This is a genomic window from Burkholderia stagnalis (genome assembly GCF_902830275.1).
Classification (GTDB): Bacteria; Pseudomonadota; Gammaproteobacteria; order Burkholderiales; family Burkholderiaceae; genus Burkholderia; species Burkholderia stagnalis.
This window is the reverse complement of sequence record NZ_CADESW010000006.1, coordinates 143,873-161,610: the sequence shown is the minus strand read 5'-3', so window position 1 is coordinate 161,610 and position 17,738 is coordinate 143,873. Positions and strand designations below refer to the sequence as shown.

The window sequence follows — 17,738 nt, the reverse complement described above, 5'->3', positions numbered from 1 at the left end:
CGCGCCGGCCCGCGCGGCTCATTGCTTCGCGCGGGTGGCGCGCTTGCTGGCCGCGGCGGCGGCCACCGGCCGCTTGCCGGATGCGGCCTTGTCCACGGCCTTGTTCCTGGCCTTGCGCGCGGTGGGCGGCGCCGGGTCCGCATTGCGCACGGGCTGCGCTGCCGCGAGGCGGCGGCTCACGCGCGGCTCGCCGGCGCGCAGCGCCGTGTCGCTGCCGGGCGGCATGATCTCGACCGATGCGGAGGCGAACTCGGAGCGGCTGTCGTCGAACAGCGGCAGCGTGCCGACCACGATCAGTTCCGCGGGCCCGTCGCCCACGTTCGCGACGCGGTGCCGCTTGCGCGCGTCGAAGTGAATCGAATCGCCGGGCGACAGCGGGTAGTCCTTCTTGCCGACGGTGTAGCAGACCTGCCCGGCCAGCACGTAGACGAATTCGTCGCCGCCGTGCGCGACCCATTCCGAGCGGTAGCCTTCCATCATCCGCACCTTGACGGCGTTGATGAGGCTGCCGTCGAAGGTGGTGGAGAGCCGCTCGTAGTGCTGCTGCGTCCGGTCGAGCGCATACGACTCCCGGCTGCCCTGGTGCGAATCGGGCTGCGCCTGGCGCGGCTGCTCGATCAGCTCGCCGAGCGGCACGTTCAGCGCATTGGCGACGTTGACGAGCGACGAAATGGAGATGCCGGTGAGATTGCGCTCGACCTGGGACAGGAACCCGATCGACAGATTGGCTTCGGCGGCGACTTCCAGCAGCGTCTTCCTCGATTCCCGGCGCAGGCGCCGGATACGCTGGCCGATATGCATGATGCATGAATCCATGAATCTCCTTCGTGGCAACGAGTGGAAGGCCAACGGTGGACGCGGTGCGGTCGCCGGGCCGTTTCCTTCCGTGAATCGCACGAAGCGCGACTGCTCGGACGATGATGCCGGCGCATTGTACCGCGCAGCCTCGTTCGGGCGCGTCCGCGCGCGGTGCCCGCGCACGGCGCCTGCGCTGAAAATTTTAGTCCCGCTAAAATTTTGGCTTGACCTCGATTCCGACCTGCTCTAGATTTTCTCGCGCGGCGCAAAAATTTTAGTGGCACCATAATTTTCCTCGCTCTGCCGCATGGGCAGGCACGCTGGATACACGCGCATCCCGGCGCATCCGCGCGCGCCCAGACAACAATGAACAATGTGGGCATCCGATGATCGATCGACTGAAATACAGTTTCTCCGGCCTTCCTCCGTACGATGCATCCGTTGACGAGACACAGGCAGGGCTGTCGCGCCTGCTCGACGCCGTGCAGCTCGACGCCGTGGTCGTCACGTCGCAGGACGAATACATCACCGAGTACCTGCCGAGCCGCAACAACCCGCGCTACGCGCTGTCGGGCTTCGACGGCTCGGCGGGCTGCGGCATCTTCCTCGCCGCGGCGGCCGCGCAGGCGCTTGGCGTGCCGCAGTTCGTGCTGTTCGTCGACGGGCGCTATCACCTGCAGGCGGACCGGCAGTGCGATCCGGCGCGCGTGCACGTCGAGAAGCTCGGGCTGAACGCGTCGATCTGGACGTCGATGGCCGACTGGCTGGTCGCCCGTGCGGGCCGGCTCGAGCGGATCGGCTACGACGGGCTGCGGATCAGCGTCGCGCAGCGCGACCGGCTGCTCGCGAGCACGCAGGCGGCGCCGCTCGAGTGGACGAGCCTCGTCGGCCGCGAAATCGACCGGGCGATCGCGCTGCCGGGCTGGGTCGTCGAGCGGCCGATCTTCGAGCTGCCGGAATCGATCACCGGCGTGAGCGTCGCGCGGAACATCGCGACGCTGAACCAGCGGCTCGCCGCGCACACCGGCGCGGCGCACGGCAAGACCGCGTTCGTCACCTGCGCATCGGACGATCTCAGCTATCTGCTGAACAGCCGCGGCTATCACATCCCGAACGCGTCGTCGCATCTCGGCTTCCTGTTCGTGGTGGGCGAGCAGGTCGCGCTGTTCCTGCCGGAAGGCTGCGACCGCTGCCCGGTCGCGCTCGAATCGTATCCGGCGCTGCGGGTGATCCGGCGCGACTTCGCCGAGCTCGAACGCTTCCTCGCGCCGTTCGCGGTCGAGCACCTGTGCTACGGCTTCGAGTCGGTCAACTGCGCGCTCGCCGACACGGTGCGCCGCGTGTGGCCGCAGGCGGCGCACGCCGATTTCAATCCGGTCGAGGCGATGCGGGCCGCGAAGACGCCGGAAGTGCTCGACCAGTTCCGCGCCGCGTTCGTGCGCAGCTCCGCGGCGATCGCCGAGACGATGCGCTGGGCGAAGGCGGGCGAGCCGGGGCAGCGGCACTCCGAATACGACCTGTCCCGCGCGATCAACGACGCGTATGGCGCGCGCTCGGCGGTCGCGCTGACGTTCCCGTCGATCGCGGCGAACGGCGCGAACAGCGCGTCCGCACATTACACGGCGGCGAGCGCCGACGTCGAGCTGACGGAAGGCGAACTCGTGCTGCTCGACAGCGGCGCCTATTACGAAGGCGGTTTCGCGACGGACTGCACGCGCGTCGTGCTGCGCCGGACCCGCCCGGAGACGGTCGCGCAGCCGTGGCAGCGGGAGATCTACACGGTCGCGCTGAAGGCGTGCATCAAGGGGCTCGTCACGCCGTTCCCGAAAGACGCGACGGGCGGCGACGTCGATGCGGCCGTGCGGCAGGTGTGCCGCGATCATGGCTACGACTTCGGCCACGGCACCGGGCACGGCGTCGGGATTCACGTGCACGAGGGCGGGGTGCGGTTCGCGCCGGGCTCGACGTACGGCCTGGTGCCGAATGCGGTGATCTCGGTCGAGCCGGGCATCTACGTGCCGGGCAAGGGCGGCGTGCGGATCGAGAACATCGTGATCATCCACGCGGGCGACGACGCGCCGGACACGATGCGGTTCGAGAACATCGTCACGGTCGGCTACGACTGGGATCTGATCGACGTCGACCTGCTGACCGACGATGAACGCGATTACCTGCGCGACTACGAGCGGCTGTGCGCCGAGCGCGGCACGCAGGTGACGCCGTGCCCGCTGCTGTAGGCCGCGCGGGCATGAGGGCATGAGGGCCGGTGGGTGAGGCCGGCGGGGGCGCTACCTGCCGCCCCACGCCGATCTTCGCCCGCCGCCCGTCGACCGCCGCCCGCCGCCCGCCGCCCGTCGCCCGCCGCCCGCCGCTCGCCGCTCGTCGCCCGCCGCGATCAGTTCAGCAACCGCGCCCGCACGAACGGCACGACCTGCTCCGCGAGCCACGCATGCGTGCGGGTGGTCGGGTGCAGCGTGTCCCAGAACACGAAGCGGGCCGGGTCGCGGCAGTCCGCGCGCGGCGTCTGCGCGACCACGTAGGTGAACGACGACGGCTTCGGAATGTCGAGGCACGAGCGCGCCGAATCGTCGAAGCCGTATTTGGCCGGGTGGCTCAGCAGGTCGTCGAACAGCGCGTACGCGTCGAACACCTCGAGCCGCAGCGTCGCGCCGTAGCGCGCGCGCAGCGCGGCGGCCGCGTCGGCGAGGCGCTTGTTGTAGTCCTTCACCTGCGCGGCCACGCTCGCCGTGTCGCTGCGCGTCGCGAACACCGGCGCGCGCGACACGTCCGGCAGCGTCACCAGCATGATCCGCGTCGCGCCGGCCGCGGCGAGCCTGTCGAGGCTGTCGCGCACCGCGTTCGCCGCCTGCTCGGGCGTGCGGTTGTAATTCACGAGGTCGTTGCCGCCCGCGAACACCGCGAACAGCGTGTTGCCGGGCCGGTAGTCGGGGGCGCGCTCCATGTATTCGCGCCACGAGTCGATCTGCTGCACGAGGCCCGGCACGACGAGGTGCTGGTCGGTCGCCGCGCCGCCGATCGCCCAGTTGTAGAACGGCAGCCGCAGCGCGTTCGCGAGATATTCCGGCCACACGGGCCCGTTGCTGAAGCGCCCCGCGTGCCAGCTCGTGCCGTTCGGCAGCTTCCACTGGCTCGCGTTGAACATGTTCTGGGTGTCCGACAGGCTGTCGCCGAACACGATCAGCTTGTTCACGCGCGCGTCCTGCTGCGCGGCGTCGATCGTCCAGACGGTGTAGTTGAACGACAGCGCGTTGTTGGCCGCGACCGCCTGCGTGAGATCGGCCTTGATGCCTTTCGCGGCCAGCGTCTTGCGGCACACGTCGGCGAGCGTGTCCTGCGACGTCGTGCTGTAGAACATGTTCTTCCACTGCGTGACGCCGTCGGCCCACCAGTAGCCGGACACCCGGTACCAGTCGCCGCTGCCCGCATCGCGCGCCCATTCGTAGGTTGCGGCCGGCTTCAGCGGATCCGCGTCGATCCGGTACCAGCAGCGCAGGTACGTGTAGGTGCCGGCGCCGCGGCGCGCCGCGCGCGGCGATGCGGCGGCCCCGCCCGGCGGCGAGGCCGGCGCGACATCGGGGCCGGCCGGCGACAGCGACATGTCGCCCGTCGGGGTCGGCAGCGGCGCGGGGGCGGCGGCCATTGCGTGCGTGGCGGAGAACGTCAGGACGGCGCCCAGCGCCGCGGCGGCGGCGAGGCGGGGTGACAACGCATTGAGCGCAAGACGGGAATGATGCATGGAGGCCCTCCGATTGTTGTGATTGGCGACCCAGCGCGGGTGCGCTGAGTGTATCGGAGGACGTTCGCGCCAGGCTCGGGCCCGGTCTGTCGAAGTATTCTGAAGCCGGCGCTCAGCGCACCAGGGACGACACGCGCCCGTCGGGCCCGTAGAAGCCGACCGCCGCGGGCGCGGAGCGCAGCACCGCGAGCGCGCGTTCGTTGTAATCCATCCGGATCCGGATCAGCATGCCGTTGTTCGCATTGGCCTGGCGGGCCCGTTCGGCGGCCTGCTGCAGCAATTGCCAGCGGCCGGACAGGCGCGCGTCGCGCTCGGCCGCCTGGTCCATGCCCTTCTTGCCGCCGGGGAAGCCGAGCGCGCCCAGCTGGGTGTCGCGCGTGCGTTCGAGCTGCGCGAGGCGGTCGATCAGTTCGGTCTTCTTTTCGATGATGTCCGGCAGCATCGCGAGCGGCTGGGGCGTCGTCAGCGCCTTTTCTTCATACGCGAGCAGCGACGCGAACGCCTCGACCGTCGCGTGTTCGTCGTTGACCGTGGCCAGCAGCTCGTCTCTCATCGCCATTCGCTCATCAGGCCGCCGCGCGGACGGGCCGCACGCCGGCAAACCGGGGTGGCCGGCCTTGCGGGCCGGATCAGCTGCCCTGCGGGCGCTGCTGCTGCAGCAGCTCGCGGGCGGTATTCAGTACGCCGTCGGCGATCTTGCTCGCGTCGATCGTCAGCGTGCCGTTGTTCAGCGCGTCCTTGATCGACTGGACGAGGCCCGTGTCGATGTCGGTGCTGCCGAACGCCGACAGCGTGCGCAGCTGGCCCGACAAACCCGACAGGTTCACGGTCGCATCGCCGCCGCGCGCGCCTGCGGCGCCTGCTTGCGGGGCGGCCGTCGCGGGCGCGTCTTGCTGCGGGCGGCCCGCGCCGTTGCCGGTCGCGGCCGGGGCGCGGGTGTTCGGGTTGGGCGTCGGATCGATTTTCACGATGGTGTTCCTGTGCGGTTTGACCCAGATAACGGCAAGGCGGGGCCAAACTTTAGCATCCCCGGCCCCGGTCAATCCGCTTGAGAATCAGAAACTTGCCGTGTCAGAGCGGAATCTCCACCGTTCCGGCGTCCTTGACGATCGCCGTGACGATCTGTCCGGCCGCCAACCGCACCCGCACCGACTGGCCCGGCGCCGCGTTCGCGAGCGCGCTGCCTTCGGCCGAGATCGTGAAACCCGGCCCGGCCGCGACGACCCGCACGGTCTGGCCGGCCGACACCGATGCCGCGCTCTTCAGCATGTCCTGGCGCAGCGGCAGCCCGGCCGCGACGCGCGCGAGCGCGGTCGCGCCGATCGCCTGCGACGGATCGGTGATCACGGCCTGCGGCAGCACGGTGAGGTCGCCGTCGCGCGCGACCAGGTCGGCCGCCGTCAGCGGCTCGCCCGGCGCGATCTGCCGCGCGGCGACGTAATAGGTGGCCTGCACGACGACCTTCGCCTGCAGGTAGACCGTCCACGGCCGCTCGCCCGCGCAGCGCACGCCGACCGTGGTGCGGCCCCACAGGCGCGCGCCGGTCGGCAGGAACGGTTCGAGCGTGGTGCACGCGGCGAGCCCGCGCGGCAGCGACGGCGACACGGTCGCGGTCGTCTTGCCGGGCAGGCCGGCGATCTGCTGCTGAAGGAAGGCGAGCGCCGTGCGCTGGATCGCTTCGGGATCCTGCTGGCCGGGCAGCGTCGCGGGGGCCGGCACGGCCGGGCTGGCGCGCAGCGCCGGCTGCCGGGGCGCGAGCGCCGGGCGCAGGGGCGTGCGCGGATCGGGTGCGCCGGACTGGGCGGCCGTGCCCGCGACGACGGTTACGATCCGGCCCGGATCGCCGGCAGCCATGGCCGGCCGGGCCGAGCGGGCGGCGCCATAGGCGGGGGCGGGGTTGCCGGCCGGCGGCGCGGCGATGCGCGGGGCGGCAGGCGCGGGGGCCGGTGCGGCCGGCAGGACCGTGACGGTGCGCGGCTCGAACGCCGGCGCGCCGGCCGGCTGCCCGGCCGCGATCGTCGCGGCGTTTGTGGCGTTTGCGGCGTTGATGCCGGGCACCACCGTGACGACGCCCGCCGGTTGCGCGCCGACGCCTGTCGCGCGCACCGCCTGGGCCATCTCCGGCGCCATGCCTGCCTGCGCGGGCCCCGCCGTCCGCCCGGCGCTCGCCGCGCCGGCGGCCGCGAGCGCGGTCTCGGCCGTCTCGCCGCGCCCGGGAATCACGATCATCCCGTCGTCCGCCGCGTGCGCGGCGCCGAGCCACAGCGCCGCGGCGAGCGCGAACGCGCGCCGCATGCGCGGCCGCCGTCCGTTGTCGCTGCGAAGTGCGCTGCCGGTCATCGCCGTGTCCTCGATCCGTTGTTCCGGATTGCATTCTAGGGAGCGGGGCCGCCGCGCAAACGATGAATAGAGGGGGCCTTTGCCGCGTTATTCGTCCGATTGCCGGTTGCGTGCGCCGCCTACCATGCGTGTCATGGAAAAAAGCCTCTTTGGCCGCCGCGCGGCGAAAGAGCGGTGCAGCGCTTGAAACGGAGAGACGCACAGATGCTGGACAAACTCGATGCCGAATTCGCGTTCGGCCGCCAGGCGCTCGACGTGCGCGCCTATCGGCAGGAACTGCTGTCGTCGAACATCGCGAATGCCGACACGCCGGGCTACCAGGCCCGCGACGTCAATTTCTCGTCGACGCTCGCGCGCTCGCTGAAGCAGGCAGGCGGCGGCCTTGCGCCGAGCAACGCGGCGCCGCTCGCGATGGCGCAGCCGGCCGGCGTGACGAGCGGCATGACGATGGCGTCGACCGCGGCGGGCCACATGGCCGGCACCGTGCAGCTGATTCCGACCGGCGGGCCGTCCGACAGCTACGGCCGGGCGCAATACCGCCAGCCGACGCAGCCCGCGCTCGACGGCAACACGGTCGAGCTCGACGTCGAGCGCGTGCAGTTCGCGGACAACGCGCTGCACTACGAGAGCGGCATGACCGTGATGACCCAGCAGATCAAGGCGATGATCGCCGCGATCACGTCGAATTCGTGACCGCGCGCCGCCTGTAACCGAACCGCAAGTCCGCAATAAGGAGCCTCCATGCCCTCGTTGATGAACATCTTCGGCGTCGCCGGCTCGGCGCTGTCCGCGCAGTCGCAGCGCCTGAACGTGACGGCCTCGAACCTCGCGAACGCCGACAGCGCGACCGGCCCCGACGGCAAGCCGTACAAGGCGAAGCAGGTCGTGTTCGCGGCCGATCCGCAGGGCCGCGCGCGCACCGCGTCCGGCCAGGGCGTGGGCGGCGTGCGCGTGGCGAAGGTGATCGACGATCCGTCGCCGATGAAGTCGACCTACGATCCGGCGAACCCGGCCGCCGACGCGAACGGCTACGTGCAGATGCCGAACGTCGACCCGGTGCAGGAAATGGTGAACATGATCTCGGCGTCGCGCTCGTACCAGGCCAACGTCGAGACGCTGAACACCGCGAAGCAGCTGATGCTGAAGACCCTGACGATCGGCACCTGAGCCGCGTCTCCACTCATCCGACAGAAGGCCTGACGAATGGCATCCTCCTCCACGACGATCGGCGGCAACGGCACGTCCATGTCGACCCTGCCGACCGACACGATGAACACGCAGAACACGTCGACGAACGGCACGTCGGCCACGGGCACGTCGACGGGCAGCACGCTGTCGACCACGTCGGCGAGCGACCTGCAGACGACGTTCCTGAAGCTGCTCGTCACGCAGCTGCAGAACCAGGACCCGACGAGCCCCGTCGACAGCTCGCAGATGACCTCGCAGCTCGCGCAGATCAACACGGTGAGCGGCATCGCGCAGCTCAACACGTCGCTGACGTCGCTGTCGACGCAGCTCACGGCCGGCCAGCAGACGCAGGCGGCGCTCCTGATCGGCACCAACGTGCTCGCGCCGGGCAACGGCGTCGCGGTGAAGGGCGGCGCGGCGTCGCCGTTCGGCGTGTCGCTCACGAAGGACGTGTCGAACCTGACGATCACCGTGAAGAACGACGCGGGCGTCGTCGTCAACACGATCGAGGCGGGCAAGCAGTCGGCCGGCACCGTGCCGTTCAACTGGACGCCGACCGACGCGGCGGGCAACACGCTGCCGAACGGCAAGTACACGGTGAGCGCGCAGTACACCGGCGCCGACGGCAAGACGTATGCGCCGACCGTGCTGTCGGCCGCGCAGGTCCAGAGCGTGATCAAGCAGGCGGATGGCACGGCGGGGCTCGTGCTGTCGAACGGCACGACGGTGCCGCTCACCCAGGTTGCGTCGATTTTCCCGAATGCGCCGTCGACCGGCGGTTCCACCACCAACTGATTCAGCTTCCACGAAACGGAGACCGAAATGGGTTATCAACAAGGTTTGAGCGGCCTCTCGGGGGCGTCGAACGCGCTCGACGTGATCGGCAACAACATCGCGAACGCGAACACGGTGGGCTTCAAGTCGAGCACCGCGCAATTCGCGGACATGTACGCGAACTCGGTCGCGACGTCGGTCAACACCCAGATCGGCATCGGCACGCAGATCTCGTCGGTGCAGCAGAGCTTCGGCCAGGGCACGATCAACACGACGAACAATGCGCTCGACGTCGCGATCAACGGCAACGGCTTCTTCCAGATGTCGAACAACGGCGTGGTCACGTATTCGCGCGACGGCACGTTCCGGCGTGACAAGAACGGCTTCATCGTCGACTCGCAGGGCCGCAACCTGATGGGTTACAACGCGGTCGCGGGCGGCGTGATCAACACCGCGGCGACCGTGCCGATGCAGGCGCCGACCTCCAACCTCGCGCCCACCGCGACGACCAAGATCACCGGCCAGTTCAACCTGAACTCGCAGGACAAGGTGCCGGTCACGACGCCGTTCTCCGCGACGGACAGCACGACGTACAACTACTCGACGTCGATCCAGGTGTACGACTCGCTCGGCGGCGCGCAGCAGGTCGACATGTATTTCGTGAAGAGCGCGACGGCCGGCCAGTGGGAAGCGTACGCGGGCGTGCACGGCCAGCCGACGACCGACCTCGGCGCGGTGACGTTCAACACGTCGGGCCAGATCGCGAGCACGACGCCTGTCGCGCCCGTCACCGGCTCGACCGGCCAGTTCCAGTTCACGATCCCGGCCACCGGCGGCTCCGCGACGCCGCAGCCGCTGACGCTCGACCTGACCGGCACGACCCAGTACGGCGGCAAGGACGGCGTGAACAACCTCGCGCAGGACGGCTTCGCGAGCGGCACGCTGACGACCTTCACGATCGGCGCCGACGGCAAGCTGACCGGCAACTACTCGAACGGCCAGACCCAGACGCTCGGCCAGATCGCGCTCGCGAACTTCAACAACCCGAACGGCCTCACGAACCTCGGCGGCAACCAGTACGCCGAGAGCTCCGCGTCGGGCGTGCCGCAGATCTCCGCGCCGGGCAGCACGAACCACGGCGTGCTGCAGGGCAGCGCGCTGGAGAACTCGAACGTCGACCTGACGGCCCAGCTCGTCAACCTGATCACCGCGCAGCGCAACTACCAGGCGAACGCGCAGACGATCAAGACGCAGCAGGCCGTCGACCAGGCGGTCATCAACCTCTGACGCGCGGATAACGGGCAGCCATGGACCGACTGATATACACGGCGATGACGGGCGCGTCGCAGGCGCTCGACCAGCAAGCGGTCGTCGCGAACAATCTGGCGAACACGTCGACGACCGGCTTTCGCGCGCAGCTCGCGACCTATCGCGCGGTGCCGATGAATTTCGGCGACGGCAGCACGATCAACCCGACGACGACCCGCACCTACGTGCTGTCGTCGACGCCCGGCGCGGACTTCGCGCCGGGGCCGATCTCGCGCACCGGCAACCCGCTCGACGTCGCGGTGCAGGGGCCCGGCTGGCTGTCCGTGCAGACGGCCGACGGCAACGAGGCGTACACGCGTGCGGGCAACCTGCGGGTCGACGAGAACGGCCAGCTCGTCACCGCCGGCAACCAGCCGGTGCTCGGCAACGGCGGCCCGATCTCGGTGCCGCCGAACGCGGAGGTGACGATCGGCAAGGACGGCACGGTGTCCGCGCTGATGCCGGGCGACCCGCCCACCGCGGTCGCGATCGTCGACCGGATGAAGCTCGTCAACCCCGATCCGGCGACGATCACGCGCGGCAACGACGGGCTGTTCCGCACCGCCGACGGCAACCCGGCGGACGCCGACCCGAACGTCGTCGTCACGCCGAATTCGCTCGAAGGCAGCAACGTCAACCCGGTGAACGCGATGGTGTCGATGATCGACAACGCGCGCGCATTCCAGCTGCAGTCGAAGCTGATCGAGACCGCCGACCAGAACGAGCAGTCGGCGAACCAGCTGCTCAATTTCAGCTGAGCGACCGGCCCGGCTAACGAAGGAGAAATGTCAAAGTGAACCGTTCGCTCTACATCGCCGCCACCGGCATGAACGCGCAGCAGGCGCAGATGGACGTGATTTCCAACAACCTCGCGAACGTCGGCACCAACGGCTTCAAGGGCTCGCGCGCGGTGTTCGAGGACCTGCTGTACCAGACGATCCGCCAGCCCGGTGCGAACTCGACGCAGCAGACCGAGCTGCCGTCGGGCCTGCAGCTCGGCACCGGCGTGCAGCAGGTCGCGACCGAGCGCATCTACACGCAGGGCAGCCTGCAGCAGACCAACAACTCGAAGGATCTCGCGATCGACGGCGCGGGCTTCTTCCAGGTGGTGATGCCGGACGGCACCAACGCGTACACGCGCGACGGCTCGTTCCAGACCAACGCGCAGGGCCAGCTCGTCACGTCGAGCGGCTACCAGATCCTGCCGGCGATCACCGTGCCGCAGAACGCGACCGCGCTGACCATCGGCAAGGACGGCGTCGTGACGGTCAAGCAGGCGGGTTCGAACAACTCGGTGCAGATCGGCTCGATCCAGATCGCGACCTTCATCAACCCGACCGGCCTCGAGGCGAAGGGCGAGAACCTGTTCGCCGAGACCACGTCGTCGGGCGCGCCGAACGTGTCGCAGCCGGGCCTGAACGGCGCGGGCACGCTCAACCAGGGCTATGTCGAGGCGTCGAACGTGAACGTCGTGCAGGAGCTCGTCAACATGATCCAGACGCAGCGCGCGTACGAAATCAACAGCAAGGCCGTGACGACGTCCGACCAGATGCTGCAGACCGTCACGCAGATGGCGCGCTGATTGCCGGACTCGTCGCCATGAAGCAGGTCGTCCGTTCCGTTTCGTTCCGGGTGCGCCGTATCGGCGCGCCGGCCGCCGCGCTCGCGCTCGCGGTGCTCGCCGGCTGCGCGCAGATCCCGCGCGAGCCGATCATCCAGCAGCCGATGTCGGCCCAGCCGCCGGTCCCGCCGTCGATGCAGGCGCCCGGCTCGATCTACAACCCGGGCTACGCGGGCCGGCCGCTGTTCGAGGACCAGCGCCCGCGCAACGTCGGCGACATCCTGACGATCGTGATCGCGGAGAACATCAACGCGACCAAGTCGTCCGGCGCGAACACCAACCGCGCGGGCAACACCAACTTCGACGTGCCGACCGCCGGCTTCCTCGGCGGGCTGTTCAACAAGGCGAACCTGTCGGCGACGGGCGGCAACAAGTTCAACGCGACGGGCGGCGCGAGCGCGGCGAACACGTTCAACGGCACGATCACCGTGACCGTGACCAACGTGCTGCCGAACGGCAACCTGATCGTCAGCGGCGAGAAGCAGATGCTGATCAACCAGGGCAACGAATTCGTGCGCTTCTCCGGCGTCGTCAACCCGAACACGATCTCCGGCGCGAACTCCGTCTTCTCGACGCAGGTGGCCGACGCGAAGATCGAATACTCGGCGAAGGGCTACATCAACGAAGCCGAGACGATGGGCTGGCTGCAGCGCTTCTTCCTCAACCTCGCGCCGTGGTGACGACGATGCGTACCTTGCTCGCGCGCGTGATGCGCCACCTCGTCCTGTCCCGCCGCCGCGCGGCCGCCCGCTGCGCGTTCGCGGCCGCCTGCGTGCTCGCAGTCGCGCTCGCGCCGGCCGCCGCGCACGCCGAACGCCTGAAGGATCTCGCGCAGATCCAGGGCGTGCGCGACAACCCGCTGATCGGCTATGGCCTCGTCGTCGGCCTCGACGGCACCGGCGACCAGACGATGCAGACGCCGTTCACGACGCAGACGCTCGCGAACATGCTCGCGAACCTCGGCATCTCGATCAACAACGGCTCGGCCAACGGCGGCGGCTCGTCGCTGTCGAACATGCAGCTGAAGAACGTCGCGGCGGTGATGGTCACCGCGACGCTGCCGCCGTTCGCACGGCCCGGCGAGGCGGTCGACGTGACCGTGTCGTCGCTCGGCAACGCGAAGAGCCTGCGCGGCGGCACGCTGCTGCTCACGCCGCTGAAGGGCGCGGACGGGCAGGTGTACGCGCTCGCGCAGGGCAACATGGCGGTGGGCGGCGCGGGCGCCAGCGCGAACGGCAGCCGCGTGCAGGTGAACCAGCTCGCGTCGGGCCGCATCGCCGGCGGCGCGATCGTCGAGCGCTCGGTGCCGAACGCGGTCGCGCAGATGAACGGCGTGCTGCAGCTGCAGCTGAACGACATGGACTACGGCACCGCGCAGCGCATCGTGTCGGCGGTGAACGCGAGCTTCGGCCCGGGCACCGCGACCGCGCTCGACGGCCGCACGATCCAGCTCGCGGCGCCGGCCGATTCGGCGCAGCAGGTCGCGTTCATGGCGCGCCTGCAGAATCTCGACGTGAGCCCGGACAAGGCCGCCGCGAAGGTGATCCTGAACGCGCGCACGGGCTCGATCGTGATGAACCAGATGGTCACGCTGCAAAGCTGCGCGGTTGCGCACGGCAACCTGTCGGTGGTCGTCAACACGCAGCCGGTGGTGTCGCAGCCGGGGCCGTTCTCGAACGGGCAGACCGTCGCCGCGCAGCAGTCGCAGATCCAGCTGAAGCAGGACAACGGCGCGCTGAAGATGGTGACGGCCGGCGCGAACCTCGCCGACGTCGTGAAGGCGCTCAACACGCTCGGCGCGACGCCCGCGGACCTGATGTCGATCCTGCAGGCGATGAAGGCCGCCGGCGCATTGCGGGCCGATCTGGAGATCATCTAAATGGCGAATTCCGCGAATCTGCCCAACGGGAACGACCTGTCGCAGCGCTTCGCGCTCGACGTGCGCGGGTTCGACGCGCTGCGCGCGCAGGTCAAGCAGTCGCCGCAGGCCGGCGCGAAGCTCGTCGCGGGCCAGTTCGACGCGATGTTCACGCAGATGATGCTCAAGAGCATGCGCGACGCGACGCCCGAGGGCGGGCTGTTCGACTCGAGCACGTCGAAGATGTACACGTCGATGCTCGACCAGCAGCTTGCGCAGCAGATGTCGTCGCGCGGGATCGGCGTGGCCGACGCGCTGATGAAGCAGCTGATGCGCAACGCGAACCTCGGCGCGGGCGCGGGCGGCGCGGCGGATGCCGGCGCGGCCGGCCTCGGCCTGGCCGGCAACGAAGGCGGCCTCGCCGCGATGAACGCGATGGCGAAGGCCTATGCGGAAGCCGGCGCGAACAACGGCGCGCTGGCGCGCGAGCGCGGCTACTCGGCCGGCAGCGCGCTGACGCCGCCGGTGAAGGGCGCAGGCAGCTCGCCGGACGCCGACGCGTTCGTCGACCGGCTGGCCGCCCCCGCGCAGGCCGCGAGTGCGGCGACCGGCATCCCGGCGCGCTTCATCGTCGGCCAGGCCGCGCTCGAATCGGGCTGGGGCAAGCGCGAGATCCGCGCGACCGACGGCTCGACGAGCTACAACGTGTTCGGCATCAAGGCGAACAAGGGCTGGACGGGCCGCACGGTGTCGGCGCTGACGACCGAATACGTGAACGGCGCGCCGCGCCGCGTCGTCGCGAAGTTCCGCGCGTACGACTCGTACGAGCACGCGATGACCGACTACGCGAACCTGCTGAAGAACAATCCGCGCTACGCGGGCGTGCTGAGCGCCGGCCGCAGCGTCGAGGGTTTCGCGCACGGGCTGCAGAAGGCCGGCTACGCGACCGACCCGAACTACGCGAAGAAACTGATCACGATCATGCAGCAGATCGGCTGAGCGGCCCCGCTCGCCGCCGCACCGCCTGCCTCTTCCTCGAACCGCGCCCGGCCTCCCGCCGCGCGCGGTTTGAACGTTTGCGCGAAAAAATTCGGGAAATCGATCTAAACTTTCGGTCAGCACTGCCGCTAAGTGTGAGAGACCTGCGACCGGGTCGCCGTTCTGGCCCGGTTTTTTGCGCACCGGTTACCGGGCGCCCATGACAAGAAAGACCGGCAAGCCATGAATATCGAACTGTCGACGGACCCGAGCCAGGACGCGGGCCACTCCGGGCCCGACTACGCACGCCGCAATCCGCTGGAAATCGGCGTGCAGCTGCGCAACCTCGTGAACCGCGGCGATTTCCTCACCGTTCAGTACCCGGGCGGCCAGCTCGTCACGCGGCTGCTCGAGGTCGACGTCGGCGCGCGCACCTTCACGTTCGACTGGGGTGCGCTCGCCGAACAGAACAGCGGCATCCTCGCCGCGCCGCACTGCAAGTTCTCGGCGTCGCCGGAAGGCGTGCGCGTCGAATTCGGCACCGGCACGCCGCGCGAGACCCGCTACGAAGGGCTGCCCGCGTTCGAGGCCGATTTCCCCGACCTGCTGTACTGCATCCAGCGGCGCGAGTATTTCCGCGTGGATGCGCCGATCGTCGATCCGTTCGTGTGCCGCGGCAAGCTGCCGGACGGCGAGAGCTTCCTGTTCGAGGTGCACAACCTGTCGCTCGGCGGCGTCGGGCTGCGCACGGCCGACGAGCGCGTCGAGGCGCTCGAGCTCGGCACGCTGCTGCCGGACGTCGAGCTCGAGCTGAACGGCCACGGCAAGCTGTCGCTCGACCTGCAGCTCGTGTCGCAGCGCTCGACCCAGCTGCCGAACGGCACGCGGCGCTTCCAGCTCGGCTTTCGCTTCATGTCGCTGCCGGGCAGCGCCGAGAACACACTGCAGCGCCTGATCACCCAGCTCGAGATGAAGCGCCGCCAGCTCGCGCGCGCCTGAGATTTCGCCCGCGTTCGCGCCCGTTTGCGGGCGCGCGCGGGCATGCCGGCACCGGCCCGGCGAGCGCCGCACGCCCGTGCGGCGGACCTGCATTTTTTCCTCAATTTTTTCGATCCGCGGCCGTTATACCGGGAGTCACGCAACCCGGCGGCCGCAGAGCGGCCGGCTCATCAGGATCGCGCATGTCCAACACTCTCATGAACCTCGGTATCAGCGGCCTGAACGCCGCGATCTGGGGACTGACGACGACCAGCAACAACATCAGCAACGCGGCGACGCCCGGCTACTCGATCGAGCGCCCCGTCTATGCGGAGGCGAGCGGCCAGTACACCGGCAGCGGCTACCTGCCGCAGGGCGTGAACACCGTCACGGTGCAGCGCCAGTACAGCCAGTACCTGAGCGACCAGCTGAACAGCGCGCAGACGCAAAGCGGCGCGCTGTCGAGCTGGTCCTCGCTCGTCGCGCAGCTGAACAACTACGTCGGCAGCCCGACGGCCGGGATCTCGACCGCGATCACCAACTATTTCACCGGGTTGCAGAACGTCGCGAACAAGGCGGCCGACACGTCGGTGCGGCAGACCGCGATGAGCAACGCGCAGGTGCTGGCCGACCAGATCAAGGCGGCCGGCTCGCAATACGATGCGCTGCGCCAGAGCGTGAACGCGCAGCTGTCCAGCACCGTTTCGCAGATCAACTCGTATACCGCGCAGATCGCGCAGCTGAACCAGCAGATCGCGGCCGCGGGCAGCCAGGGCCAGCCGCCGAACCAGCTGCTGGACCAGCGCGACCTCGCGGTGTCGAAGCTGTCGGGCCTCGCGGGCGTGCAGGTGTCGCGCAACAGCGACGGCTACAACGTGTTCCTCGCGGGCGGGCAGCCGCTCGTCGTCGCCGACAAGAGCTATACGCTCGCGGCCGTCACGTCGCCGTCCGATCCGAGCGAGCTGAGCATCGTGTCGCAGGGCATCGCCGGCGCGACCCCGCCGGGCGCGAACCAGGCGCTGCCGGATGTGTCGCTGTCGGGCGGCACGCTCGGCGGCCTGCTCGCGTTCCGCAGCCAGACGCTCGATCCGGCGCAGGCGCAGCTCGGCGCGATCGCGACCAGCTTCGCCGCGCAGGTCAACGCGCAGAACGCGCTCGGCGTCGACCTGGCGGGCAACCCGGGCGGCAACCTGTTCACGGTCGGCAACCCGACCGTGTATGCGAACCAGGCGAACACGGGCAATGCGACGCTCAACGTGGCGATCGCGAATCCGTTGCAGCCGCCGACGGGCGATTACACGCTGTCGTACGACGGCACGAATTACACGCTGACCGACCGCGCGAGCGGCTCGGTGGTCGGCACGTCGACGGCGATGCCGGGTTCGATCGGCGGGCTGAACTTCTCGTTCTCGTCCGGCACGATGAGCGCGGGCGACAAGTTTACGGTGCAGCCGACGCGCGGCGCGCTCAACGGGTTCGGGCTCACGACGTCGAACGGCTCGACGATCGCGGCGGCATCGCCGTACGTGTCGTCGGCCACGACGACGAACCTGGGCACCGGCACGATCGGGCCGGTGAAGGTCACGAACCCGGCAGCCGTCAGCGCCGGGTACAACTACACGGTCACGATGGGCGGCACCGCGGCTGCGCCGACCTATACGGTGACCGACAACACCACGGCGCCACCGACGACGGGCCCCGCGCAGGCATTCCAGTCGGGCACCCCGATCACGCTGGCGAGCGGCGTCTCGGTGACGGTGTCGGGCGCGCCCGCCGCCGGCGACACGTTCAAGATCGTGCCGAACGCGGGCGGCACCAGCGACGGCAGCAACGCGCTCTCGCTCGCGCAGCTCGTGACTGCGAAGCAGCTCGGCGGCGGCACGACGACGCTGACCGGCGCGTACGCGAACTACGTGAACGGGATCGGCAACACCGCGGCCCAGCTGAAATCGTCGAGCGCCGCGCAGACCGCGGTTGTCGGCCAGATCACGGAAGCGCAGCAGCAGGTGTCGGGCGTGAACCAGAACGAGGAAGCGGCCAACCTGATGCAGTACCAGCAGCTCTACCAGGCGAACGCGAAGGTGATCCAGACGGCGGCCTCGCTGTTCCAGACCGTGCTTGGCCTGTTCAACTGACCG

Annotated in this window: 17 protein-coding genes; 12 read left to right on the top strand and 5 right to left on the bottom strand. The window is 69.5% G+C overall.

Annotated features, from left to right (window positions below; all coding sequences use genetic code 11):
- Positions 1–18: 18 nt before the first annotated feature.
- Positions 19–816 carry a helix-turn-helix domain-containing protein gene (locus tag HWY45_RS13370; RefSeq protein WP_059886519.1) on the bottom strand — a complete coding sequence of 266 codons (798 nt, stop codon included), beginning with the start codon at positions 814–816 and terminating at the stop codon, positions 19–21.
- A 368-nt stretch (positions 817–1,184) separates the two neighbouring features.
- Between HWY45_RS13370 and HWY45_RS13365 the strand changes: the two genes are divergently transcribed.
- Positions 1,185–3,035 carry a M24 family metallopeptidase gene (locus HWY45_RS13365; RefSeq protein WP_059886517.1) on the top strand — a complete coding sequence of 617 codons (1,851 nt, stop codon included), beginning with the start codon at positions 1,185–1,187 and terminating at the stop codon, positions 3,033–3,035.
- Positions 3,036–3,193: 158 nt separating this feature from the next.
- On the opposite strand, the gene HWY45_RS13360 is transcribed toward HWY45_RS13365, so the two are convergent.
- The 4 genes from HWY45_RS13360 to flgA form a co-directional block, all read right to left on the bottom strand.
- Positions 3,194–4,555, bottom strand: a complete 1,362-nt coding sequence (locus HWY45_RS13360; RefSeq protein WP_059886515.1) for an SGNH/GDSL hydrolase family protein — start codon at positions 4,553–4,555, stop codon at positions 3,194–3,196.
- Positions 4,556–4,667: 112 nt separating this feature from the next.
- Entirely contained in the window at positions 4,668–5,108 is a 441-nt protein-coding gene (locus HWY45_RS13355) for a flagella synthesis protein FlgN (RefSeq protein WP_059563762.1), read from the bottom strand.
- A gap of 76 nt (positions 5,109–5,184) precedes the next feature.
- Positions 5,185–5,523 carry a flagellar biosynthesis anti-sigma factor FlgM gene (gene flgM, locus HWY45_RS13350; protein WP_059886513.1) on the bottom strand — a complete coding sequence of 113 codons (339 nt, stop codon included), beginning with the start codon at positions 5,521–5,523 and terminating at the stop codon, positions 5,185–5,187.
- Positions 5,524–5,626: 103 nt separating this feature from the next.
- Entirely contained in the window at positions 5,627–6,895 is a 1,269-nt protein-coding gene (gene flgA / locus HWY45_RS13345) for a flagellar basal body P-ring formation chaperone FlgA (RefSeq protein WP_059886511.1), read from the bottom strand.
- A gap of 204 nt (positions 6,896–7,099) precedes the next feature.
- On the opposite strand from flgA, the gene flgB reads away from it, so the two are divergent.
- The 11 genes from flgB to flgK all read left to right on the top strand — a co-directional run bounded on the left by flgB (position 7,100) and on the right by flgK (position 17,735).
- The gene (gene flgB, locus HWY45_RS13340; protein WP_059886509.1) at positions 7,100–7,588 is read left to right on the top strand and encodes a flagellar basal body rod protein FlgB; all 489 of its coding nucleotides are present in this window, start codon (positions 7,100–7,102) and stop codon (positions 7,586–7,588) included.
- A 48-nt stretch (positions 7,589–7,636) separates the two neighbouring features.
- Positions 7,637–8,062 carry a flagellar basal body rod protein FlgC gene (flgC, locus tag HWY45_RS13335; protein WP_026045251.1) on the top strand — a complete coding sequence of 142 codons (426 nt, stop codon included), beginning with the start codon at positions 7,637–7,639 and terminating at the stop codon, positions 8,060–8,062.
- Between the two features lie 36 nt (positions 8,063–8,098).
- A complete protein-coding gene (locus HWY45_RS13330) occupies positions 8,099–8,878 on the top strand; it encodes a flagellar hook assembly protein FlgD (RefSeq protein ID WP_059886507.1) in 780 nt (259 codons plus the stop codon).
- Positions 8,879–8,905: 27 nt separating this feature from the next.
- The gene (flgE, locus tag HWY45_RS13325) at positions 8,906–10,144 is read left to right on the top strand and encodes a flagellar hook protein FlgE (RefSeq protein WP_059886505.1); all 1,239 of its coding nucleotides are present in this window, start codon (positions 8,906–8,908) and stop codon (positions 10,142–10,144) included.
- Positions 10,145–10,164: 20 nt separating this feature from the next.
- Positions 10,165–10,923, top strand: coding sequence for a flagellar basal-body rod protein FlgF (flgF, locus tag HWY45_RS13320; RefSeq protein ID WP_059566361.1), 759 nt, complete (start codon positions 10,165–10,167; stop codon positions 10,921–10,923).
- Positions 10,924–10,958: 35 nt separating this feature from the next.
- A complete protein-coding gene (gene flgG, locus HWY45_RS13315; RefSeq protein ID WP_059566362.1) occupies positions 10,959–11,747 on the top strand; it encodes a flagellar basal-body rod protein FlgG in 789 nt (262 codons plus the stop codon).
- A gap of 17 nt (positions 11,748–11,764) precedes the next feature.
- On the top strand, positions 11,765–12,466 hold the full coding sequence (gene flgH / locus HWY45_RS13310; RefSeq protein ID WP_059566363.1) for a flagellar basal body L-ring protein FlgH: 702 nt from the start codon (positions 11,765–11,767) through the stop codon (positions 12,464–12,466).
- Positions 12,460–13,665 (top strand): flagellar basal body P-ring protein FlgI, encoded by a 1,206-nt coding sequence (locus HWY45_RS13305; RefSeq protein ID WP_059886503.1) that lies wholly within the window; start codon positions 12,460–12,462, stop codon positions 13,663–13,665. The genes flgH and HWY45_RS13305 overlap by 7 nt, the downstream gene beginning before the upstream one ends.
- The gene (flgJ, locus tag HWY45_RS13300; RefSeq protein ID WP_059566364.1) at positions 13,666–14,643 is read left to right on the top strand and encodes a flagellar assembly peptidoglycan hydrolase FlgJ; all 978 of its coding nucleotides are present in this window, start codon (positions 13,666–13,668) and stop codon (positions 14,641–14,643) included.
- A 222-nt stretch (positions 14,644–14,865) separates the two neighbouring features.
- Complete coding sequence (locus HWY45_RS13295) at positions 14,866–15,621, top strand: flagellar brake protein (RefSeq protein ID WP_059566365.1); 756 nt, start codon at positions 14,866–14,868, stop codon at positions 15,619–15,621.
- 182 nt (positions 15,622–15,803) lie between these two features.
- Positions 15,804–17,735, top strand: a complete 1,932-nt coding sequence (gene flgK / locus HWY45_RS13290; protein WP_059566366.1) for a flagellar hook-associated protein FlgK — start codon at positions 15,804–15,806, stop codon at positions 17,733–17,735.
- The last annotated feature ends 3 nt before the right edge of the window (positions 17,736–17,738 follow it).